Here is a 22,849-nt window from a genome sequence, read left to right on the forward strand (position 1 = left end):
CAAGCCCGCTCCACTTGCCTACTGGGAAAGCTACCTTCGACTTTCCCTGTAGGCAAGTGAAGGGCGGAGTCGCCACCCGGCGGCTCACCTACGAGGCGGCCGGTGGCCGAGGGCCGCCGCCTCCCGGGACGCCTGCCGCGCTTCGGCCCGACGCCCGAGCCGCCCGAGCGCGTGGCTCAGCACGGTCAGCGCTCCGGCGAGGCCGGGCTCGTGAACGCCGGGGTGCTGCGCGGTGAGTCGGCGTAGGAGTGCCACCGATTCCGCAACCACGTCCACGGCGTCGCCCCACCGTCCCCCGATCGCCAAGTGGGTACCGAGGTTCCGCAGGCAGGCGGCGAGGGCAGGGCTGGCGGCGGGGTCGCTTTCGGTGATCCGTCGCTGAGCGGATACCGCCTGCGTGAACGCCTCCAACGCCTCGGCCCACATCTGCGTTTCGGCCAGCTGGAGACCGAGGCCGGTCAGCAGATGCACGAGGAGTGGTTCGTGACCGGCGAGAGGCGCCTCGGGCTGTCGGCGATGGAGGGCGACGGGATGTGCGGCCTCCCGCGCGGCCTCCGCCCACCGGCCCTGCCGGCCCAGAGCGACAGCGAGGTTGGTCAGCGCTTTCGCCAGGTCGAGTTCGTGGGCGGGGGCGTTCGCCTCGTTCAGCCGGCGGAGAATCGCCACGGCCTGCTCGGCGGTCCGCTCCGCGTCCGCCCATCGCTCCGACATGACGAAGAGCAGGCCGAGGTCGTGCAGAGAGCGAGCGAGTCTCAACTCGTAGGCCGGTGCGTCGTCTTGGGCCAGGCGGCGGAACAGGGCCACCGACTGACGCATGGCCGTCACCGCCTCGCTCCCACGCCCCAGCATCATCAGGCCCTGACCGAGGCTGTCGAGCGAGTCCGCCAGACGGGGTTCGTGGACCGCCGGATTCACTTCGCACAGGCGCCTGTGGATGGCCACCGCCTCCTCCGCCACCTCCAACGCCTCGGGTGCGCGCCCCACCCGTAACCGCCACACGGCCAGGTTGGACAAGGAAACAGCAAGCTCGGGTTCGTGGGCGGCGGGGTTCGCCCGAGTGAGCCTGCGCCGGACGGCGACAGCCTCCTCCCCTGCCTCCACCGCCTCCGCGAGTCGGCCTGTGCCGGCCAGGTCGACACCGGCACCACTCAGCGCGTTGGCGAGACCGGGTTCATAGGCGGCGGGGTTCGCCTCGGCCAGCCGGCGGTACAGGGCGACCGCCCGCCCGGTCGCCTCCAATGCCTCCTCCCGGCGTCCCATCGCGGCAAGGGCGTTGCCGAGGTTGGTCAGCGAGTCCGCCAAGTCGTGTGTGTGGGCGGCGGGGTTGACCTCGGCGAGGTGCTGCCGGGCGGCCACTGCCCGCTGAATCGTCTCCAGGCCCTCGGCCGACCGCCCGGCGTCCAGAAGGTGGGTGGCGTGGTTGTGCAGAAATTGCGCGTGCGATGCCTCCCTTCCGCTGTCGATTGCGTCGGGCTGCTCAAGGATCGCGGCCTGCTGGGATGCCATCAGACCCTCGGACCTCCGCCCCACGGCCGCCAGCCAGAGACCGAGGTTGGTCAGCGAGGCGGCGAGGAGTTGTCGAGTGGCGGGGCCGGTGTGGGGGTCTGGCTCGGCCAGTTGGCGAAAGACGGCCACCGCCTGTTCGGTCACCGCCAGCGCCTCCGCCGCTCTCCCCAGGACCCCCAGCGAAGCCCCGAGGAGGTAGAGCGAGACGCCGAGTGCACGTGCGTGGGCGGCGGCCCCGGCGCTCTCGGTGCCCAATCGGCGGTAGATCGCCACCGCGTACTCCTGCTCGTGCACGGCTCGCTCATGGAGCCCGGCGTTCGAGAAGCGGACACCGAGATGCGCGGAAATGCGCGCGTGCTCGGCCGGGTCGTCGCTGAGGGAGAACTGGTGCTCCGCGAGCGGGACCGTGAACGCGGCGATGCCGGGGTCGAGGTCCGGGTGGCGTTCGAGTGAGGGGAAGAGCGACCCGATGGCCTCCAGGAGTACGGGGTCGATGTCGTCCAGGGCGGCGAGGGCGGTCAGCGCTGCGCTGCCCGCCTCCAGGGCGAGCCGGGGGTCGTCACGGAGGAGTGGGTAGAGGTGGCGCGGGCCGAGGTGAGGCCAGCGTTGAGCGGCGGTGGCGAGGAACGTGATCGCTCGTGGCGTCCAGTTGGGTGCGGACCGGCCCGCTCCCTGCCGGGTGAGCAGGGAGTTGGTGGTGGGGGCCGCCCAGGGCTGGGCGGGGTAGTCGGCCTGATGGCCGGGGAGGGTGAGGGCGAGGAAGTCCTCGGCGAGGCGGTCGGGATACAGCGGCTCCAGTGCGGTGTCCCGGCCGGGGTCCGCGGGGGGATAGCAGAGGGCGTGGTCGGCGAGAACCCTCTCCGGGGCGGGCCGGGAGTACTGCGAGCGCTGGGCGCCGAGGAGTGCGGTGCCCGCGGAAGGTTCCAGGCTGCCGGTGAGGGCGGCGGTGAACACTGTCCGGTTCATCACCTGCGGCGGGGTGGAGAAGGTGCGCCCGTCGGGGCTGAGTTCATGGCCGCCGTACCTGTCGCCGTCGACATCGCCGTCGCCGTACAGGCGTGCCCAGTGCAGGTGTTCGCGGTCCAGGAGGTAGACGGTCAGGCCGGCCATGTCGGACGGGGGACGGCCGCGGCCGGTGGCGTGGGCGTCGACGGCGGCCAGGGCGGCGATGTGCACAGCCAGGGTGAGTCCGAAATCCGGGTGCTCCAGCGGGCCGGGCGCCGCGACGCCGGCCGGGTCGGTCAGGCCGTAGCGCACGGCGAAGCTGTCGCGGGCGGCCTGGAACATCCGGACGCGCGGCCCGGTCTCCCGGGAGGGCAGGGGCTCCAGGAACTGGGCGGAGGCCCCCGCCTGATGGTTGGCCAGCCCCGCGCGGACCGCCGGCCAGGTGTCGGCGGTCCGCGCCAGCAGCAGGATGCGGGCTCTCACGGCGGACCCGTGGAGCAGGGCGTTGCTGAACAGCCACGCCAGATGGGTCAGGGGCCAGCGGTCCGCGTAGTCGACGACCAACAGCAGACCGCGGGCGCCGTCCAGGCGCAGATCCTGGCTGCCGGGTGAAGGCAGGACGGTTCCGGGGCCGTGGGTGGCGGTGACGACCTTCCATCCGGCGCCGCCGGACCGAGCGGCGAACCGGTCGGCCAGCCGGGTCTTGCCCTGCCCTCCAGGACCGTGCAGCCAACGGGCGTCCAGCCGTGGCCCGTTGTCGCGCCAGTGGCACAGATCGGTGAGTTCGCTCTCGCGGCCGGTGAACTCGACCACCGCGTGGCGGGCGCTGAGCATGCGGCTGGGCAACTCCCGTAACCACTGCGGGTCGCTGTGCGGTGGCGGACGCCAGTTCTCCAGTACGTACAGGGGGATGCCGTCGCCGAAGACATGGATGTCCGCGCCGGTCACCCCGTAGGCGAAGCCACCGTCCGTACGCACCGTCTGGCGGGAGCGGGACGGTTCACCGACTCCGGCGACGGTCTCACTCACCGGTCCTGCCCGCGTCCGCGTCCGGAGTCGGGGCAGGCGAGGGCGGCCCGCTCGTGCACGATGACGTCGCCCCGGTCGTTGGCCATCGCTTCGTCCAACACCGGATCTCCTCACGGGCAGGCGGACAGACGTACAGACGTACAGGCGGGTCAGGAACGCTGAGGCCGCAACTCGATGATCCCCCGGGCGCAGCGCGGAGGCCACGCTTCCGGCACACAACAGACGCGGACCGGCCACCCTCGTCCTGTTCCCCGCCAAGGTTCAGCCGAGAACAAGGCTTCTCCGGTTGGCAGTTGATGCCACGCGCGGACGTTCGGTCCCGACGCCCCGGCGACGACTCGGCTGGTGACTACTCACCGGGATCTGAGTAGCCGCCCCCACGCGCGACGTATCGCCCGCTTCCTACCCTCGGCACCATGAACAAGTGGACCCAAGTGAGCGCCCCGCGAGGGCGGAACGGTACCTGTTCGCTGGTACTGGGCGTGCTCGGCCTGATGTTGTTCGGCTGGCCTTGGCTGCCGACCTCCGTCGATCCGTCTCTGCGGTACTTCCCCGTCTACCTGGTCGTGCCCGTGGGGATAGCCGCGGTCGTCTCCGGGATCGGCGCGCTGCGCGGCATGCGGGAGCGAGAAGGAGCGGACCGCCGTCGGGCATGGGCCGGGACCGTTCTCGGATCGGTGGCCGTCATGGCGCCGGTCGGCGTTGTCGTCTGGGCCATCTGGGCAATGAGCGGCACGTACTCACGGTGAGCGGCGAGACCGTTCGCACCAGGGCTGCTCGAACGTGCCTGAGTGACGCGAGAGCCTGACGCGCGGCACGTAGCAGCGGCGACCACGCGCCCTCCGCCCCACCGCGCACGGGTCAGGGGCTGATTCCGAAAATCCAGGTGCCCCGGCCGCCGTCCCTCTCTACGCTCCCCTCCATGGACAGCGTCTGGGCCGAGCACCTTGTCAACGTCGTGGACGTCGAAGCGACCTGCTGGGCCGGTTCCCCGCCGCCCGGCGCGGTCAGCGAGATCATCGAGATCGGACTGACCGTCGTCGACCTGGACGCCGGTGAGCGCGTCGCCCGGCACCGGATTCTGGTCAGGCCCGTCCGCTCCACGGTCAGCGAGTTCTGCACGGAGTTGACTGGCCTCACCCCACACGAAGTCGGTCAGGGGGTCAGCTTCGCCGAGGCGTGCCGGCTGCTGGCGGCCGAGCACCACGCGGGCACCCGGCCGTGGGTCAGCTGGGGCGACTACGACCGCCACCAGTTCACCCGGCAGTGCCGGGCCACTCGTGCGCCCTACCCCTTCGGCCGCCAACACACCAACGCCAAGGCGGTCTTCACCGAGGCGCACGGGCTGCGAAAGCGACCCGGCATGGCACAGGCCCTGGAGATCGCCGGGCGGCGGCTCGAAGGGCGTCACCACCGGGGCGAGGACGACGCCTGGAACATCGCGGCGCTCCTGCTCCACCTGTCGGAACGGGGCGCCTGGCCGGCCACGGTCCAACACCCCGCTTGACGCGCCCATCCGGGCCGGCGGAACCAAGGCGCGCCAGGTCTTCAGGCCTCGGTACGCAGCCAGGTGTCACCCGTGCGCAGCCAGAGAGAACCGTCGCGGCCCTGGCCGCAGCGCAGGACGATTCGTCCGGGGGTCCGCAGTTCGCGTCGGCCGGTCACGGTCCACGCGCCGCCGGTCAGTTCGGCGCGGATGAGTTCGGTGGACCGCTTGTTGTGGTCGCGGACGGTGAGTACGGCGCGGTTGTCGCGGACCGCGAATCCGTCCGGTTGCCCGACAGGGCTGGGGTAGCTGGTCACTTCGCCGGTGGACGGGGTGATCCGGGTCAGGAAGGTCCCTCCGTGGCGGCCACCGGAGTACCAGACCAACCACACATGGTCTCCCTCCGTCGCGGCAGTGGCGCCTCCCAACGGGACGTCGGGCAAACGCCCTTGAGGAAGCCATGTGGCGTGGCCCTCCGGCGACCATCCGGCCAGGCCCTCTCCCGATTCGGGGTGGTGCCCGTAGATGCCCTCGTCTCCGTAGGCGATCCAGATACCGCCCTCGCGGTCGGTGACCAGGGTGGGGATGTCGGCGCCGATGCAGAACTCGCCTTCGGGTGTCCCCGACGCGCAGAACACCACGGCATTCGGCTGCCAGGTCTCGCCCGCCGCGAGCCGGGACGGGCCGCCACCCGCCAGCAGGAACCGGGAATCGGGGAGCAGGGCCAAGTGGCTGGGCCGGATCCGGATGTCTCGCACCGGCGTGCGCCGCTCTTCCCGCCCACGGATGACGACCAGTTCACCGGTGAAGGGGGTCTCCACGCCCCAGCCGACCCAGCCCTTGATGTAGCGGAAACGCTTCAGATACCGCTGGTGTACCAGCAGAACCGCGAGTTCCCCGTTGTGCCCGACGCTCCACCACAGAGCCCGGCGCCCTCGCAGGGCATCAGCGACGGGCATCCGCCACACCCCGCGTATGTTGTCGTCCGGACGAGAAGTCACTGGTCGGGAGATCATCAGGGGCGGTCGCCTTCAGGACTCCGGGAGCCTGCGCCGCCCGAAGAGAGCAACCCTACTGGGTACGGAGCCGTCGCCACCCCGCTGCGACGAGCACGGATACGTACCCCTCGGCACCGGCACCGGCACCGCTGCCGTACTGCCTGTCAGGCCCCGCTCGTGACCGACGACCCGGATGCCTGGGCGCTCCGGTACTGGTCCCGGACCTCGGGGCATCGCAGAAAGCCGGCTGACTGGTACGTGGCGACGGCGCCGGCATTGGAGGTCGGGGCGCAGACGATCGCGCTCGACGAGCCCAGTTCCTGGAGTGCGGCCGCCGCGGCGACGGTGACCGCCTCGCCGTAGCCCTGACGGCGATGTTCCCGGTGCACGCCCATCGGTTCGAGCAGCCCGGGCCTGCCCGGACCGGCCGACCACACCGTCACGGCCGCCACCGCGTCGCCCCGGTCGTCGTACGCGAGCAGACACCGGGCGTCGGCGTACGGCAGTCCGGCCGCCATCGCGTGCCAGCGCTCGTCCGTGAACCTCGACCCGTCGAACGCCGCCCGATGTACGGCGGCGAACACGTGCGCCCGCTCCGGCCCGACCGACTCGATCCGCACGCCGGGGTCGTTCACCGGCTCCGTGAGGTCGCGGCGCAGCGGCGTCCACGGCTCGTCGACGTCCCAGCCGGCCTCGAACAGCAGACCCTGGACCAGGGCACCCATCGGCGCCTCGATGTTCGCCCTTCCCCCGGGCAGCACGCCGCGCTCCTGCTCGGTCACATCTTCGACCAACTGCCGTGCCAGCCCCTCGTCCCGCTGAGCGTCCGGCGCGATCGTCAGCCGCAACAGCGCGGGACCGTCCAGCAGCCCGACGGCGAGAATCCGTCCGTTCCGGCTCCACGTCCTGACCGCCGCGGCGGTCGCTTCGGCGCCCGACCGCCAGAACCAGCCCACGTCCCCCGGATGCAGTTGCATCGGCGCCCCGTCGTACTGCCACTCCCGCAGCACGCCCACCGCCTCGCCCAGCCCGTCGACTCCCGGCCTGCCCAGCACAATCGCCATATCCCTGATCACACACCACCGCACCGCCACTCCGCACCCGATTTCCGACCGGTCGGCGCGGCGCGGGTACGTGGGCGAGGACTGCGAACCCGGTGAGAACTGCGAACCCGGCGGGCGCACGAGGGCGTGTTGCGAAAGTAGCGCCGTCCGCCCGAAGGGCGGGGCCGACGGCGTCTGGTGCGTGCGATCGCAAGGCGGAGGATCGTTCTCGTACTGGACGTACTTGGATGATTCCGACAACGCGGCGAGTGCGCGTGCCAGGCGTCGTCGGCCAGGCGGGACTTTCGAAACATGCCCTAAGGGCGGGACAGGACACGGGCGACTCCGGCGGCGACCGTGGACGCGAGTACCCAGCCCGCCGCGATCAGCAGGTACGACAACCACTGGGCGCCGCCCGCCGGGTTGAAGGCGCGTTCCTGTCCGAGGTCGAGCAGTGGCAGGAGCAGGTCGGTCGTGTAGGCCACCGGGTTGAAGTGCGGGGTCTCCGCCGGTTTGAGTGGGGGTGGGGGTGACGCCGCGTACGCCGCGCTGCCGGCGCCGTGCAGCAGCAGGAGCCACAGCGCCGCCCGCCAGGGACGGTAGCCGTAGCCGACGGTGATGTCCTGGAGTGCGCCCCAGGCGCGGCTGAGTGGCGAGCGGCCCTGGCGCTGGCGCCGTTCCTTCGCGTACAGCACTCGGCGCGCCTCGGTCTGGTCGCCGGCGCGGAGGTACAGCGCGGCGAGTTGTTCGTACGGCTGGGGCCGGTGGCCGGACGGGTCGCGGGACAGCCAGCGGAGCCGCGCGGTGGCGGGCAGGGCCGGATTCAGCGTGGCGTAACTCAGGCCGTCCAGGCCGAGTTCCGTGGGCCAGCGCTCCGGGTCGTCGCCGAGGACGCCGAGTTGGGCGTGTTCCAGGAGCACCGCGCCCCGGATCGGCTCGGCCGGGGTCAGGAGGAGTTCGGTGGCCCGGAGCATGCGCAGATCGAGCACCGGCCCGCCACGCGCGGTCAGCCGGGCGCCCGTGAAGAGCACCGATCCGGCGACGACGGCGCCGCGCAGCCGCACCGTGGCCGCGGCGCGTGTGTCCTGGCACAGGATGCTGCCGCCGACCGCCGCCGACTCGGCGTCCAGCGCGATGTCCTCGCCGTCGGTGCCCAACTGCGCCCGGCTGAGGTCGAGTCGGCCGCGGATCTGCGCGCCGACAAGTGTGACATGGCCGCCGGTGACGGTCAGGGCGGTCGCGTCCACATCCGCGACGGTGGCCCGGTCCAGGGTGAGCGCGCTGCCCGCCGGGTTGCTCAGCACGGCTCGGTCGAGGCTGAGGTTGGCGCTCATCTCGGCGCCTATCAGCCTGACTTCGCCCTCTGCGGTGAAGGAGTCGGAGCACCAGACCGCGCCGCGTACGGCGAGACCGCCGGCGCCCAGCGCCATGCCGCCCGGATTCGACAGCCGGGCTCCGGACAGTTGGACGCTTCCGGCGATCGTGGCGTTGAACAGCCTGAAGCAGCCGGTCACCGTGAGGCGGGGTGCCAGGAGCCGGTCGTTGATGACTGCCCGGTCGATGTTCAGCGCGTCCGCGCCGGGGCGCCGTACGGTGGCGCCGACGAGGCTGACCGGTCCCTCGACGCGGGCCCCGCGCAGCATGACGCCGCCGTCGGCCACGAAGCCCCGTCCGCAGTCCAACCCGCCACCGCCGACCGTCAGTCCGTCGCCGCTCAGCGCGATTCCGTCGGCGTCGGCACCCAACTGGGCCCCGCCCAGGCGTATGTCACCGTCGACCCTGGACCGGTCGAGGGTGACTCCGCCGGTGACGACGCAGGCGCGGAGGTCGAGCCGGCCCTCCACCGTCATCCCCGCGCCGTCGAACCGCGGCAGTCGGCAGTCGTACAGGCGCAGGCTCCGCAGGGTGGACTCGGCGAGTCGCGGCGGCTCGTCGAAGCGGCACTGTTCGAAGACCATGGCGGAGTCGACCGTGGCGTGCAGCAGGTCCAGCGACCCGGTGATCCGGGCGCCGCGCAGCCGGAGTCCGGCCAGCTGTCCGGGCTCCGGCTCCCGGGCGCCGAGCAGCAGGGCCGTGATCACCTCGGCGCGCAGGGTCTGTTCCGGCCCGGTGCCGGCGGGTGCGGCGGGGTCCGTGACGTCGACCCAGCCGCCCTGGGGAAACGCGGCCCAGAGCAGTCGCTCGGCGGCGCCGAGATCCGTGGGCGTCATCAGGCGCACGGCGGAGCGTAGGAGCGCTCGGGGACGTACTGCGCCCATTGGTTCGGGGTGATGCGTTCTCCGGGGCGGGTGCAGAGACGGGACTTGATGTCCCGTGTGTCCAACGCCCAGACACTGACGATGCCCTGGACGGAGCCCGACACCAACAGGCTTCCGTCGGGGCTGAACTCCCATCCGGTGTCGTAGGGTCCGGCGCCGCGCAGCATCGCGAGGTGTCGCGGCTTGTCGCTGTCGTCGACATTCCAGACGCGCTGCGTTCCGCTGTCACCTTCGGTGAGCAGGAGTTCTCCGGAGCGGGATACGGCGAGCCTGGCGTCGTGCGGGAGCGACCCGGCGAGAAAGGGGGCCGCGGCCTTGCCGGGCGGGTCCTTGAGGTCCCAGATCCGGCCGCTCCCGTTCACTCCCCCGGTCATCAGCCGCCGGCTGTCGCCGGAGAAGGTGAGGTGGTTGGCGTTCTCCTTGTCGACCTTCCGCCCCGGCAACCGGGTGGGTCTCGTGGGTGTCGCGATGTTCCACAGGCTCAGATCCTTCGCGAAGCCGAGGGCGGCCACCACCGTGTTGTCCGCACTGATGGCGATCTCGTCGATCGTGAACTCCTTGGAGACGCCGGGGAGGGTGGCCGCGCGTACCGGCCGCCGGGGATCGGAGAGGTCCCACAGCACGAGGACGTTGCGCGGGTCCGTGCCTGCGGAGCCCTCCGTGTTCGACGTGTTCGCCGCTTCGACCGCCGAGACGAGCCGCGTGCCGTCGTCGCTGAAAGCGTACGCGCCGGCCTCGCCCGGTTCGAACCTGGTGACGCGTGACGGGTCGGCGAGATCCTTGATGTCCCACACAGTCACGTAGTGCTGCCGGCTGGCGACGAACAGGGCTGTGCCGTCCGGGCTGAACGTGGGGTTGTCGACCTGGTCCAGCGGTTCCTCGGGGAGGGCGCCGACGTACTCGGGTGCGCGCGGGTGGCTCATGTCCCAGAGGCAGACGGTCTGTCCGCAGGTCACCGCCATTCGTTCGCCGTCCTCGGAGATGTCGAGATCGACGCCGCTTCCCTCGGACCGTTCGAAGTCGGGGTCGGCCGCCACCGAGAGCGCGCCGGGCTGCTGCGGCACGGAGATGTCCCAGAGACGGACCGTGCCCTCGGTGGACGCCGTCGCGACGGTCCGGCCGTCCGGGCTGACGTCGATGCCGAAGCTGTCGGCGCCGCGCGCCGCCGAACGGCCGAGCACCGCCTCGAAGTTCGGGTCATGGATGAGACGGCCGTCGGCGAGCCGGACGAGCCGGCGCAGTACGGCCGCGCCGTCGTAGGTGGTGACCAGATGCCGGCTGTCGGGAGCGAACCGTACGAAACCGTCGCTCTCCGGCACCGTGGTGACGGAGCGCGGACGGCGCGGCTCCGTGACATCCCACACCGTGATCTCGCGGGCCCGGGTGTCGGTGGTGGCGAACAGGACGCCGTCGGGCGCGTACGCCATGTCGTTCGCCCTGGTCCTGAGCGAGCCCAGCCGTTCACCGTCGAGTCCGCGGAAGGTCACCCGGCCGTCGAACCGCCAGGCCGTCGACCGGCCGCCCGGTTCGAAGGCGACGGCGTACGCGTCCGCCGCCGGGTCCAGGGTCTCCTTCAGTGCCGGACGCGCCGGGCGGGCGACGTCCCACAGTTGCGTCGGTCCGCCCGCGCTGCCGGTGGCGAGCAGGTCCCCTTGCGGGCTGAAGGCCAGTGCGGTGACCGAGTAGCGGTACGTCAACGAGGAGAGCCGGCGGGCGTGTTCGGGCTCGGAGACGTCCCACAGCTGGATGCTCCCGGTGGGGATGGCCGCACCGGAATCGCCGAATCCGTAGCCCACCGCCATCGTCCGCCCGTCCGGGGTGAACGCCAGCGCCCCGACGTCCCCGGTCCCGCCCGGCAGCTCCGCGACCTGTCTCCCGTCCTGTACGTCCTGGAGGACGACGGTGCCGGTCCCGCCCACGGCCAGCAGCTCCCCACGGGGCTGGAAGGCGACGGTCACGGGGGAACCCTGCGTCCGGGCGTCATGGGTGTACGAGCCCGGCAGGGTGAGGCTGTTGAGCAGCGCGCCGCGCGCCTGGTCCGTCGGCGACATGTCGTACGCCATCAGGAGCAGTTGGCGGGCCAGCCCCGGATCGGTCGCCTCCAGATCGGCCGCCTCCCGTACGAGCTGACGGGACCGCGAGATCTGCTGTCGCTCGTCGCCGCGCGCCTGTTCCCGCAACAGGCCCACGCCCACGAGGCCGCCGGACAGCACCGCGAGTACCAGACCCAGAAGGAGGAGGTTGACCGCTATCACCCGGCCGTCCGGGCGGCGTGCGTGGCGGGCGGCCTCCTGCCAGCTCCGGGCGGGCTCCACCACGAGGCCGGGGCGGGCGAAGTTCTGCGCCTCCTCCTGGTCGCTCACGGGGACGACAACCCGGCTCACCCGGTCCGCCGCCGCGAGCTTCGCCCGGTAGTGGCCGACCGTGTGGAGGTTGCCGATGCCGTCGATCTTCCCCACCACCGCCACGTCGTCGGCGAGCCGTCGCACGGCCCGGCGCGTGGAGGCCCAGGTGTGCAGTCGGTGGATCTCGTCGAGGACGACGGCGAAGGCGGCGCCCAGTGACTCGTCCTCGACGTAGTGAACGGGTCCCGTCTCGCTCTCCAGCCACCAGAGCACCGTTCCCTTGACACGGCCGGCGCCCGCGCAGGACCACGCCCGCTCCAGCGAGGTCTGAAACCTCGGGTCGGCGCTGAACAGGCTCATCCTCCCGGGGTCGGGTACGAGCCCCGGCGGCCCTCCGGGCAGCAGGCGGGCCCGTAGCGTCGCGTGGCGGCCCTGGACCCCGCGGGAGGTCAGCACCTCCAACTGCCGTGGGGCGCGGCGCGGGGCGGGAGTGGCCCCGGCCAGCCGCTGGAGCGTGAGCGCGGCGGTGAGCGAGGCGCCGTCCTGGTGTTGTCCGGCCGCCACCGAGGCTGCCAGGACCGTGAGGCAGTGGTGCAGCGCCTCGTCCCCCTCGGCGAGTCCGTCCGGGGTCCACGCGGAGGACAACGGGCCGCCCGGCAAGGAGACGCGGGCGGCTTCGATACGTCGGAGCACCGGAGGCAGCGCGTCGGGCGCGGCGGCGGTGTCGACCAGGGCGAGTCCCATCCCGGCCAGCGAACGCAGGGCGTTGACGGCAGCGTCTTCCCGGTCCCGGAACGGCGTGCCGAGGACGGCCCTCGTCTCCGGCACCCGTCGCGCTCCCCGGCCGTTGCCCAACAGCCGGTGCAGCGGCGTCACTTCCTCGTACAGCGCTCTCAGCGCGTGGCTGTCCCCGCCCCCGACGAACCGCTTGACGAGCCGGAAGAGCGGCCGTCCGGGCCCCAGGAGTTCCTGGCGCAACTCGTCCGCGTCCTGCGGCGGCGCCTCCTCAACGAGATAGCGGCCGAAGTCCCGGCTCGGCGGGCCGGCGGGGGTCACTGGACCGCCCGTCCGATGACGTCCCGCAACAGGTGCGACGGGGGCAGAGCGTCGGCGATCCGCTCCCAGAGGTCCAGGTAGCTGCCGGTCTCGATGGCCCCGATCGAGCGTTCCACCTCCTCGGCACTCAGCGACTCCACCTCCATGACGCCGACCGGCGGCCCGTCGACGTCGGTCTCGACGAAGTCCCCGGCGGGAATGGGCAGGGGCAGACTCCCGCCGAGGAACGCCTCGGACGGCTCCATCACCACCCAGTACCGCGTCGATCCCTGTGCGTGCAGGATGCGGACCGGCAGCAGCATGACTCCGTACCCCTCGGCGAGCAGCCGGTCCTCGCCGGGCCGCAGCAGGGTGCGCGCGCTCACCGTGACGTGCCCGGTGCTGGCGACGGCCACCCGGACGGTGAACGGGGCGCGTTCGAACTCCTGGCTCTCCCGCCGGATTGCGTCGGACGCCCCCGCGTCGAGCAGCACGGTGTCCATGCGTGGCGCCGCCTGGGCGGGCCGGTCCTCTCCTCGCAGCTTCCCGGTGACCTGTGCGGCGGTGTGGCCGAGGAATCTGTTCTCGCGTGCGAGCGCGTCGACCAGCGAGGCGAGCGACGCCCTGGTGTTCGCGGGCAGGCGGGCCGCGTCGAGTTCCGCCAGCCGCGCGCACAGGCTCGTGGCGGCCACCCGGATCAGTCCTCGGTCGTTGTCCCGCATCCCCTCGTCGAGCTGTTCCAGGGACGCGGTGAAGCGTGGGCCGGCCGGCCGGAACCAGTGGCGCAGCCGGATCACCGGGCCGGGTGCGCCGCCGTCCAGTACGGCGTCGAGGTCATCGGCCAGCCGGGTCACCCGGTCCCAGGGCAGGATGTGGAACAGCTTGCCGGGGGGCCTGCCCTCGGCGGCGAGACGGGCCAGCAGCAGGCGTCGTACTTCTATCTGTTCACGGGCGAGCACCTTTGTGTCGGCGGTGCTCGGGGTGGCATCGGGCCACCCCTCCTCAAGCCGGGTGATGACACGCAGTCCGGCGTCGGTGACCGGGAGGGGCCTGGCCAGTTCGTCGAGCTCGACCACCGTCTCTCCGGTCAACTCGTTCACCAGGCCCAGTACTTGACCGCGCCGTCCGCCCTGTTCGCCCTGTTCGCCGTGTTCGCCCTGTTCGCCGTGTTCGAGCAGGACGCCGTGGCGCCGCCAGCCGTGTGCGAACCTCGGCAGCCGCCGGGCGTCGGCGCGCTCGTCGCCGTCGTTCACGACGAGTCCGGGCGGCCAGGCCGCCGCCGCGGACGGGGTCCCGGTCGCGGATACGGCCGAGGACGGGGACGGAGGCGAGGGCACCGTCGCGGTCCAGACGCTGAGCGGTCGATGGTCCGTCACCCGGTCCGCTCCTGGATCGCCTTGACGAGACTCGCGGCGGCGGGGCCGAGTTCACCGGCGAGTGCGGACTCCCGCGCCCCGCGGTCCCGCACCGGAACACACATCTCCCGCGCCGCGTTCACCCTCGGCCAGCCGTCCGCCGGTATTCGGTCGGCGAAGTCCGCCGGCAGTGCGCCGATCCACTCGACGGCCCCGCCGATCTCGGCCTCCGGCCAGCGGAGCCGGAATTTGAGGCAGCGAAAGACGACACGGGCCTGAGCCACGGGGTCGTCCCCTTCGTACCCCACCGCCATGACGCGTGGTGTGGCCGCCAGATGCGCGCGGCCCAGGCCGGTGGGATCGGCTGTCGTATCGCGCCGGTGGTCGTAGTAGAGGGCGTTGACGGTCAGGTCGCGGGTGGCGGCATCGGTCGCCAGGTCTCCCCCGTACGCCGGGAAGGCGAACTCCTCCAGTGCGAGCGGCCGGTACTCGATGAGCCGGCTGACCGGGGATTCCTCCGGGCGGACCGACCACACCAGTTGGGGTGAGACCCGGCAGACGACGTCTCCGAGACCGTGCCGTCTGAGCCGGCGGTCGTCGGCCAGTTCGGTCAGCTCTCCCGGTCCGGCCGTACCGGTGAAGTCGAGATCATTCACCCGGGCCTCGCTGCCGTCGTGGAGCAGGTCCCGCACCGCTCCGCCCACCAGCCACGTCGTGTGGTGCCGTGCCGCCAGCGCGTCGAGGAGCGCCGTCACGAACCGGCCTCCGTCCCCCATGGCGACGACCACCCGCTCGTAGCCGGCCCGCAGTCGCGGGGGCGCGGCCGTGACGGTGTCGCCTTCGAGGCTGTCGACCGGGGACGGGCCGGACCGGATGATCCGGACCGAACTGTCGGCCGCCGAGGGCACAGTCCGGTCGGGCGGCCTGGTCAGAGTGTGGTCTCCGGCCACCAGCAGTCGATCGCCCGGTGCCCCGGAGACGGGGGCGGGGTCGAATGTGAAACCGGTGACGGTCCGCCCGTCCACTTGATCGCCACGTGCGACCGGGGCGTCCGCGCAACGGGCGTAGGCGGCGACCACCCCACCGTGACCTGCGAGTCCGGTCATGAACCACCTCCGACGAGGTCGGCGTCCCTTCTGAGACCCACATCACCCTATCGGGTGGATGGGCCGACTGTGCGGCTCATGTGGGGAGTTGGCCCTGGGAAGCCGGACGGCACCCGGTCGCGAGGACGCCGCGTCACGACAGGCGATCCGGTCGCGAGGACGCCGCGTCACGACAGCGGCCGACGCCCGGTCGGGCCGGACGGCGGCTACAGATGGCCGGATACGACGGTGCCGTCGGTGAGGGGGATGTACACGACCCCTCCGGCGGCCAGGGATTCCCCGTTCGGCGCGGGATCGCTGTCCTCGGGCGTGGACGGGAGCCCCCGGTGCCTGGCGAACGTGGCCTCTCCCGACTTCGTCGCGTACGAGTGGACGTTCAGCCCGTCGGCCAGGACGACGCGGTCGCCGGCGAAGTACAGCGACCCCGCCTGACGGCTTCTGGACCACGCTTCGCCGGACCACAGGCGCTTGGCGGACCGGAGGTCGTAGAGGTACACGTTCTCGGCGTCCGTCAGCGCCAGCAGACCGTCCGCGTTGATCGCCGGGGCAGCCGTCAGTTGCAGCCCCTTGCCGATGCCGCGCAGTACGCGCAGGGAGTCCGCGTCCAGGACCTGGACTCCGCCCAGTTGGTCCCCGCCGCAGAGCAACTGCCCCTCGCGCAGTTGAACTTCGCCGCACCAGATTCCGTCACGGGTGACGGGCTCACGCCCCGTACCCGCGTCGAAGGACATGAGCCCCGCCCGGCTCGGCACGTACACACGCCCGCCGGCCGTCACCGGCCGTTGGGGGCCGCCCGTAAGGGGCACACGCCACAGCTCCTTCCGGTCGCCGTCGAGCCGCTGCGCGATCAGCAGGCCCGGCCCCTCTTCGCCCGCCGCGTGCGTCTTGGCGTCGACATGGACGGAGTACATGACACCGTCGACGCTGTCCACGCCTCGCAGTACGTACGCACCCGCCGCCGGCGCCCGGTGCCAGAGCCGGTCGCCGCTCTCGACGGCGTACCCGGCGATGCCCGCCGGACCGTTGGTGTAGGCGACGTCGCCGACGACGATCACGTTCGGGTCCGCGGTGGGCGGTTGCGGTCCGGACGCGGGGTGCGACCAGAGTGTGTCGCCGTTGTTCGCGTCCAGCGCCGTCAGCGCGCCGCGGTATCCGGCGCAGATCAGCGTCGTCCCCGTCAGGGTGCAAGGCCCGTTCACGGAGGGCGCCTTGACCGCCCAGGGGGACCAGTTGGGCGGGTGGGCGTCGCGTGAGGTCGCGGTGGCGCCGAAGTCGCGGGGGTGTCCCTCTCCGGCGTAGGCAGGCACGTACACCTGGGCGGCGATGGGCTGTTGGCCGCCGGCGCCGCTCTTCCGCCCGTCCCCTTCGCCGCCGCTTCCGCCGCTTCCGCCGCTCCCGGCGTTCAGGACGACGGTCGCCGATGCGCTCACCAGCAGTATCGCCGCCGCCGCGGGCAGGGACCGGCGCCAACGGGGGCGGACGACAGGCTCGAACTCGGTTGGTGAAGCTGACCTGTCGGGCGGCCCGTCCGTCAGTGTGGGCGAGTACGGAACACCGGCGTCGGTGTCCTGGGTCACCAGATGTGCTCCCGCCCGCGCCCCGAGTCGCCGGGCCGTCTCGCTGTGCTCGGCGATCAGCGACAGCACCGGTCCGGGCCACCCGAACGGGCCGTTGCGCGACGGCCCGAGCCGGTCGGCCACCCACCGCGGCGTGGGCCGTCGCGCGGGATCCTGCCGCAGGCAGGCGGCGATGACCGGTCGCAGCGGTTCCGGCACCCCGCTCAGATCCGCTCTCCCCAACCGGATGTGGTGGAACAGCACATCGCGGTCGGCGTAGTTGAACGGGCCGTGCCCGGTCACGGCGAAGCACAGCACGGAACCGAGGGAGAACACGTCGGTCGCGGGCACCACGGTCCGGTCGTCGTCGATGTGCTCCGGCGACATGAACAGCAGAGAGCCGAGGAGCGTGCCAGGCACGGTGAGCGCGGACGCGCCGACGGACCGCGCGATGCCGAAGTCGATGAGTTTGGGTCCGTATGCCGACAGCAGCACGTTCGCCGGCTTCAGATCCCGGTGCAGCAGGCCGGCGCCGTGGACGGCGACCAGCGCCCCGGCGAGTGCGGCACCCAACTGCCGTACCGCGGGCACGTCCAGCGGCCCGCAGCGCTCCACGGCCTCGGCGAGGGACGGGCCGGGTACGTACTCGGTGGCAAGCCACGCGTTCTCACCGTCGGCCCGGCCTTCGACGAGGGCGGCGGTGTGCGGACTGCGTACGGCCTTGGCCGCCGCGATCTCCCGGGCGAACCGCTTGCGGGCCCACGGGTGGAGGTCCAGGTCCCCGCGAATCGTCTTGATCGCGACCATGCGGCTCGGATCGACGGTGGCGACCGCGGCGGAGCAGGCCAGATGTACCTCTCCGAACCCGCCTTCGCCGAGTCGGCCCAGCAGGCGGTACGGGCCGATGTGCCGGGCCGGCCCATCCGGCTCCAACGGTGTCAGCACGACGGCCCCCTCAGCCCGGCAGGGCGACGGAGGCGACCGCCCCCTTGTCGTAGACCACGAAGGCGACACCGCCCAGCGGCAGCAGGACGGGCGACCGGATCGACTCGGACGGCAGGGTCTCGCCGAACGGATCGTCCTGCGGTTCCCCGGGCCTCGGGCCGGGAGCGCCGGGTACCGCCAGTACGTGTTCCTTGCCCGGCCGGCCGTCCCTGCCCAGCGGTATGACGTGGAGCGCCGAGAAGTCCGCGTACACCAGCGAGTCACCGGCGATCATGGGCTCGGAGAACGCCTGTGTCCGCGCCTTTCCGCGTCCGCCGGACACCGCGGACGCGACGCGGTAGCGCCCACGCTCCCTCCCCGTCCGCTGGTCGAGCACGATCAGTCCCGCCGCCGGGGTGGCGTCGTCCGCTCCGAGCCGGCTGCGGCCGTCCGGGTCGAAGACCACGGCGACCCGGTGGTCCACGGCTGTCAGCCCGGCGACGCCCGCCGTTTCGATGCCCCGGGGAGGCGACAGACGGCCCTCGGGAGCGAGGGTCACCGCGTCCAGCCTGAGCAGCGACAGAACGGGCGCGTCCGGGGTGGAGGCTTCCCAGTGCGAACAGAACGCGGTCGGTCCCGCTATCCGCAGCGAGTCGCAGGCTCGCGCCCCGCCCTGTACCTGGCCGCGCCGCGCACCGGTTCGCGCGTCGTACGCGACGACGCCACCGTCACCGAGCGCGTAGACGCGCCCGTCGGCGTAGGCGACCGGCTCGAAGTCCCGCAGGTGGGCCCGCGCGTACTCCTGGTTGGTCAGTACCTTGCTCCACAGCTTCCGGCCGTCGGCCAGGGCGAAGGCGGTGAGGCCGAGATTCCCGCCGACGACTGTCGCCGCGAAGACCAGTTCGTCGGCGGCGAGCGGGCGGGAGGAGAACCCCAGGGCACCCGCCGATTCCTGCTCCCAGCGGATCTTGCCGGTGCGTGCGTCCCGTACCTGTAGCCATCCGTCGGTACTCAGGACGACGTCCCCGCCGTGGACGGTCGGCTGTGTGCTCCGGGCGGCGAAGGAGACGTACCCGGTCCCGGAGATGGTTGTCTGCGCACGCGCGTCGTACCGGCCGACGGTCCACAGTCCGCGGCCGGTTGCGGAATCGCGCGCCTCGTACGTGCCATCCGTCAGCCGGCACACCAGGACCGCTGTCCCGGCGGCGCACCCCATGGCGGGGCCGGACAGTTTCCCCTGCCAGGGTCGCCAGTTCTCGGGTCGCTGGTCCGTGAGCTGTGGGACGGCGCCGGAGGAGTCGGCCGCGCCGCGGTCGTCAACTCCCTTGAGGGGAGAGCCGGTTGCCGGTGGCGTGAGGGCCGGATCCGCGTTCGCCGTTCGGTTCTGCGGGCGCGAGAGGTACGTACCGAGTCCCACGCCCGCGCCGAGCACGGCGACCAGTGCCAGGGCGAGTGCGGCCCGGCGGCGTGGGCGTCGGCCGGACCGGTCGGGCAGCTCCTCACCTCGCCGCCTCGGCTCCCCGGCCGGCGCATCGGTGGCCGTTGGATCGGTGGTCGACGGATCGGTGACCGGTGAATCGGTGGCCGGCGGCGCCAGGAGTGGTCCGCCGGTGGCGCTGAGGAGCACCGCATCGCGTCGGCACTCCTCGACGAGTGTCCGTATCCCGGCCGGCCAGAGGGCGGCCCTGTGCGAACTCAGCCGCTCCCGCAGCAGATCCGGCGAGGGCCGGCGCGCCGGATCCGGGCTCAGGCACTCCTTGAGAGTGTCCCGCAGACCCTCCGGCACGGAGTCGATGGAGGCGTCGGCGGTGGAGATCCGGTGCTGTACGACCTGAACGGGCCGCCCCTCCCCGAACGGCTTCCTCCCCGTCGCCGCGTAACACAGCACGGCGGCGAGGCTGAAGACGTCGGAGGCGGCGGTCACGGCATGACTGCCCCGTAGGTGTTCCGGAGACATGAAGTCCGGCGTACCGACGACCAAGTCCCCCTCGGTGCCGGTGCCGCCCCCCTGAGCACGGGCGAGACCGAAGTCGATGAGGCAGGCCCGGTCGAGATCGAGCAGGATGTTGCCGGGCTTGACGTCCCGGTGAACGATCCGGGCCGCGTGCAGCCCGCCCAAGGCGGTGGCGAGGTCGGCGCCCAGCCGGGCGACGGCGTCCCGCGGCAGTGGCCCCGCACGCCGGACCGCTTCGGCGAGGGTGGGTCCCGCGACGTACTCGGCGGCCATCCAGGGCAGTTCGGCGTCGGCGTCGACATCGACCAACGTGGCGGTGTAGGGGCTGTCGACGGTGCCGGCCAGGGCCGTCTCGCGACGGAACCGGCTCCGGAACGAAGGGTCGTCGGCCAGGTCACGGCGTACGGTCTTCACCGCCACCAGCCGGTCCACGGGAGCACCGGGCCGTGGCGTGGCCAGGTAGACATCGCCCATACCGCCGGCCCCGATCCGTGCCAGGACGGTGAAGGGGCCGATCCGACGTGGCGACACGTCGCTCAGTGCTGCCAGCAACCGTGTGTCCTCTCGCGTCGACACGCCCTCTCCCATCGTCGCACGGCGCCCTCAACTCCCGGTAGGAGTAACGGAGGTGGGGAAGAATGGGCAGAATGGCTGACAGCAACGTGTGGTTCGGACTCCTCGGGGCGCTGGGCGGCGCCGGTGTCACGGGACTCGCCGCGGTCTACGGACCCCTGCGTCTGCACCGCAGGCAGGTCGAGCAGAAGGACGCGGAGAAGCTGGCCCTCTGGCGGGAGGGCGAGACCGCCCGGCTGCTGCTCGTCAGGGTGACAGGACGTGCGTGGATCGACACGCTGGAACGGACCGTCCAAGATCTCGAAGCCGGACGGCCGATGGATCTCGAACGGTACGACGACATGATCGTCCAGGTCAGCACGGAAGCCCACCGAGCGGGGATCTCGCCGGCCTTCGGGGGCAACTGGGTCGATTCCATCGACACGTTGCCGCGGTCCGCTCCCATCCCCCTGGGCGCGCGGGATCGAGACATACGGGCCGCCGAGGCCCGCGCTCAGCTCCTGGCCGGTCTGCGCGAGGCGACCCGGGTCGTACGTGCGGAGATCCTGCGCAGGACCGTACGGCAACCCGAGCCGCGGGAGAGCGCGGTCGGCCAGGAAGTGGTCGACGCCATGGACCGGTCCAGAGCGGCACGTGCCACGTTGAACGACGTCCTGTCCGACGAGATCAACCACGTCACCGGGGTAGTGGCACCCCGTCCGTGAGCCCGCCCCGGACCCACGCATGAAGTACGTCACAGTGCCGGTCGCGGACCCTGTCCGCGATTCGGGGGCCGACGCCGCCAACGGCCCGCCTCCGTCCGCCGATCCGGGGGTGGCGCGTCGGCGGGCCGCCGGGGCGTGGACACCGGGGCAACTTAGGGCACCCTTCCCTGTCACCGTGGTCGCCTGGTAGAGCTGGTGGGGTTCCGTCGACGTATCGGAAGTCACGCCATGAACCAGGACAGCAGCAGCGACCTGACCCCCTTCACCATCGACCTCACCTTCGAGGAGGCCCGGCGGCGGGCCGAGGTCGTGACCGCCCTCGGCCCCCACTGGGACCCTAGGGCCGCGCTCCAGGGCGAGGACGAGGCGTACGCGCTCCTCTACTCCGGCCTGGACGCCGAGCAGCAGCGCATCCACGACCTGCTGGTGGAGGCCGGTGTTCTGCCGGGCCTGCCGGGCGAGGAGCCGGGCCGTGCGGCAGCCCATTGACCCACAGGCGGACCCTTCCCGCCGCGCCTGGGTGGCCTGCCCCGTGTGCGACGACGCGCGCCACTGCACCAGCTGCGCCGACCGCCGCAACTGCACCGAGCACTGGCGCTATCTGATCGCCAACAACGGACCGGTCATCCACCTCCAGTGCCCCGCGTGCACCCACACCTGGTCGCTCAACACCCGCCCCGGCCGCCTGCCCCGCTGACCTTCCGCGCAAACGGGCGCGGACGGGCGCGGACGGTGGGCCTCCCGTCCGAGAGTGTACGTTCGTACGCACTGGCTATAGGCTCCCCCGCATGACAGTTGACGTCCCGCACCGGCCCGCCCTGGACGAGCGGCGGGCCCGCGTGGCCGTTGCCGTTCTGTTCTTCACCAACGGGGCCCTGTTCGCCAATCTCCTGCCGAGATTTCCGCAGATCAAGGCGGATCTCGGCATCGGCAACACCGCCTACGGACTGGCCGTCGCCGCGTTCCCGGCGGGCGCCATAGCGGCCGGTCTGGCGGCCGGGATACTCGTCCGCCGGCTGGGCTCGGCGCGGGTGGCGGTCGCCGGGACCCTGCTGACCGGCGTGGGGATACTCGCGGCCGGTCTGGCCGACTCGGTGGCGATGTTCGCGGCAGCCCTGTTCCTGGCGGGCGCGATGGACTCGTTCACCGACGTCGCGCAGAACGCCCACGGACTGCGGGTGCAGCGCCGCTACGGGCGCTCCATCATCAACTCCTTCCATGCCATCTGGTCCATCGGTGCCGTCACCGGTGGGTCCATGGCGGCCGGCGCGATCGCACTCGACCTCTCGCTGGAGCGGCATCTGGCGATCTCGGCGGTGGTGTTCGCGATCGCCGCGTGCGTCGCCCTGCGGTTCTGTCTGCCCGGACCCGACACCGAGCAGGCCGTGGAACCCGACGCCGCCGGCCATGAGAAGCGGCGGACCGGGCGTACGGCGGCAGGTCGGCGTACGACTTATGTGCTCGCCGCACTCGTCCTCATCGCCACAGCGGGCACGCTCGTGGAGGACGCGGGCAGTTCCTGGGCCACGCTCTACCTCTCCGAGTCGCTGCACGCGCCGGTGACGCTGGCGGCCGGCGGCTACATCGCCCTGGTGGGAGCCCAGTTCATCGGCCGTATCATCGGCGACCGGCTCGTCGACCGCTTCGGCCAGCGCGCCGTGGCCCGCGCCGGCGGCCTCATCGCCGCGGCCGGCATGGGAGTGGCACTGGCCGTCCCCACGGTGCCGGGAACGATCCTCGGCTTCGCCGCGGCCGGGTTCGGTGTGGCGACGCTGGTTCCCGCGGCGATGCTCGAAGCCGATGAGCTGCCCGGCCTCAAGCCCGGTTCGGGCCTGGCCATCGTCTCCTGGCTCATGCGTCTGGGCTTCCTGCTCTCCCCGCCGGTCGTCGGGTTGATCGCCGACGCGACCAGCCTCCGGGCGGGCCTGCTCGTGGTACCGCTCGCGGGGCTGCTCGCGTTCCTCCTCGCGGGAGTGCTCCAGGCCCGGCGGCGCTGAACGCTCGGGGCTTCCCCGACTGGCTTCTACGACGG

General features: G+C 72.2%; 15 protein-coding genes. 6 read left to right on the forward strand and 9 right to left on the reverse strand.

Features of this window, described 5'->3' with window-relative positions; all coding sequences use genetic code 11:
* Positions 1–84: 84 nt before the first annotated feature.
* Positions 85–3,480, reverse strand: a complete 3,396-nt coding sequence (locus tag OG700_RS01410) for a tetratricopeptide repeat protein (RefSeq protein ID WP_405607591.1) — start codon at positions 3,478–3,480, stop codon at positions 85–87.
* Positions 3,481–3,896: 416 nt separating this feature from the next.
* On the opposite strand from OG700_RS01410, the gene OG700_RS01415 reads away from it, so the two are divergent.
* Positions 3,897–4,229, forward strand: a complete 333-nt coding sequence (locus OG700_RS01415) for a hypothetical protein (RefSeq protein WP_405607594.1) — start codon at positions 3,897–3,899, stop codon at positions 4,227–4,229.
* A 173-nt stretch (positions 4,230–4,402) separates the two neighbouring features.
* The gene (locus OG700_RS01420) at positions 4,403–4,987 is read left to right on the forward strand and encodes an exonuclease domain-containing protein (RefSeq protein WP_405607597.1); all 585 of its coding nucleotides are present in this window, start codon (positions 4,403–4,405) and stop codon (positions 4,985–4,987) included.
* 41 nt (positions 4,988–5,028) lie between these two features.
* On the opposite strand, the gene OG700_RS01425 is transcribed toward OG700_RS01420, so the two are convergent.
* The 8 genes from OG700_RS01425 to OG700_RS01460 form a co-directional block, all read right to left on the reverse strand.
* Positions 5,029–5,925: a hypothetical protein gene (locus tag OG700_RS01425; protein ID WP_405607600.1), complete on the reverse strand. Its 897-nt coding sequence runs from the start codon at positions 5,923–5,925 to the stop codon at positions 5,029–5,031.
* A gap of 203 nt (positions 5,926–6,128) precedes the next feature.
* Positions 6,129–7,028, reverse strand: a complete 900-nt coding sequence (locus OG700_RS01430) for a GNAT family N-acetyltransferase (protein WP_405607603.1) — start codon at positions 7,026–7,028, stop codon at positions 6,129–6,131.
* A gap of 296 nt (positions 7,029–7,324) precedes the next feature.
* Complete coding sequence (locus OG700_RS01435) at positions 7,325–9,217, reverse strand: hypothetical protein (protein ID WP_405607606.1); 1,893 nt, start codon at positions 9,215–9,217, stop codon at positions 7,325–7,327.
* Positions 9,217–12,666, reverse strand: coding sequence for a hypothetical protein (locus OG700_RS01440; RefSeq protein ID WP_405607609.1), 3,450 nt, complete (start codon positions 12,664–12,666; stop codon positions 9,217–9,219). The genes OG700_RS01435 and OG700_RS01440 overlap by 1 nt, the downstream gene beginning before the upstream one ends.
* Entirely contained in the window at positions 12,663–14,021 is a 1,359-nt protein-coding gene (locus tag OG700_RS01445) for a hypothetical protein (RefSeq protein WP_405607612.1), read from the reverse strand. Before OG700_RS01445 ends, OG700_RS01440 begins: the two co-directional genes overlap by 4 nt.
* Positions 14,018–15,106, reverse strand: a complete 1,089-nt coding sequence (locus OG700_RS01450) for a hypothetical protein (protein ID WP_405607615.1) — start codon at positions 15,104–15,106, stop codon at positions 14,018–14,020. The genes OG700_RS01445 and OG700_RS01450 overlap by 4 nt, the downstream gene beginning before the upstream one ends.
* 206 nt (positions 15,107–15,312) lie before the next feature.
* Entirely contained in the window at positions 15,313–17,607 is a 2,295-nt protein-coding gene (locus OG700_RS01455) for a protein kinase domain-containing protein (protein WP_405607618.1), read from the reverse strand.
* 10 nt (positions 17,608–17,617) lie between these two features.
* A complete protein-coding gene (locus OG700_RS01460; RefSeq protein WP_405607621.1) occupies positions 17,618–20,116 on the reverse strand; it encodes a protein kinase domain-containing protein in 2,499 nt (832 codons plus the stop codon).
* A 71-nt stretch (positions 20,117–20,187) separates the two neighbouring features.
* Here OG700_RS01460 and OG700_RS01465 point away from each other — a divergent pair, with 71 nt between their 5' ends.
* The 4 genes from OG700_RS01465 (at position 20,188) to OG700_RS01480 (ending at position 22,814) form a co-directional block, all read left to right on the forward strand.
* Complete coding sequence (locus OG700_RS01465; protein WP_405607624.1) at positions 20,188–20,817, forward strand: hypothetical protein; 630 nt, start codon at positions 20,188–20,190, stop codon at positions 20,815–20,817.
* A 228-nt stretch (positions 20,818–21,045) separates the two neighbouring features.
* Positions 21,046–21,306 carry a DUF6400 family protein gene (locus tag OG700_RS01470; RefSeq protein ID WP_405607627.1) on the forward strand — a complete coding sequence of 87 codons (261 nt, stop codon included), beginning with the start codon at positions 21,046–21,048 and terminating at the stop codon, positions 21,304–21,306.
* A complete protein-coding gene (locus OG700_RS01475; RefSeq protein WP_405607630.1) occupies positions 21,290–21,514 on the forward strand; it encodes a hypothetical protein in 225 nt (74 codons plus the stop codon). The genes OG700_RS01470 and OG700_RS01475 overlap by 17 nt, the downstream gene beginning before the upstream one ends.
* A gap of 91 nt (positions 21,515–21,605) precedes the next feature.
* Positions 21,606–22,814, forward strand: a complete 1,209-nt coding sequence (locus tag OG700_RS01480) for an MFS transporter (RefSeq protein ID WP_405607633.1) — start codon at positions 21,606–21,608, stop codon at positions 22,812–22,814.
* Positions 22,815–22,849: the final 35 nt, after the last annotated feature.

The sequence above is a fragment of the Streptomyces sp. NBC_01508 genome (assembly GCF_045040315.1).
GTDB lineage: Bacteria > Actinomycetota > Actinomycetes > Streptomycetales > Streptomycetaceae > Streptomyces.

Coding starts and splice junctions, on each gene's coding strand:
- OG700_RS01430 (WP_405607603.1), bottom strand. CDS start 7,028: ATGGCGATTGTGCTGGGCAGGCCGGGAGTCGACGGGCTGGGCGAGGCG.
- OG700_RS01470 (WP_405607627.1), top strand. CDS start 21,046: ATGAACCAGGACAGCAGCAGCGACCTGACCCCCTTCACCATCGACCTC.
- OG700_RS01465 (WP_405607624.1), top strand. CDS start 20,188: ATGGCTGACAGCAACGTGTGGTTCGGACTCCTCGGGGCGCTGGGCGGC.
- OG700_RS01420 (WP_405607597.1), top strand. CDS start 4,403: ATGGACAGCGTCTGGGCCGAGCACCTTGTCAACGTCGTGGACGTCGAA.
- OG700_RS01415 (WP_405607594.1), top strand. CDS start 3,897: ATGAACAAGTGGACCCAAGTGAGCGCCCCGCGAGGGCGGAACGGTACC.
- OG700_RS01480 (WP_405607633.1), top strand. CDS start 21,606: ATGACAGTTGACGTCCCGCACCGGCCCGCCCTGGACGAGCGGCGGGCC.
- OG700_RS01425 (WP_405607600.1), bottom strand. CDS start 5,925: ATGCCCGTCGCTGATGCCCTGCGAGGGCGCCGGGCTCTGTGGTGGAGC.
- OG700_RS01435 (WP_405607606.1), bottom strand. CDS start 9,217: ATGACGCCCACGGATCTCGGCGCCGCCGAGCGACTGCTCTGGGCCGCG.
- OG700_RS01450 (WP_405607615.1), bottom strand. CDS start 15,106: ATGACCGGACTCGCAGGTCACGGTGGGGTGGTCGCCGCCTACGCCCGT.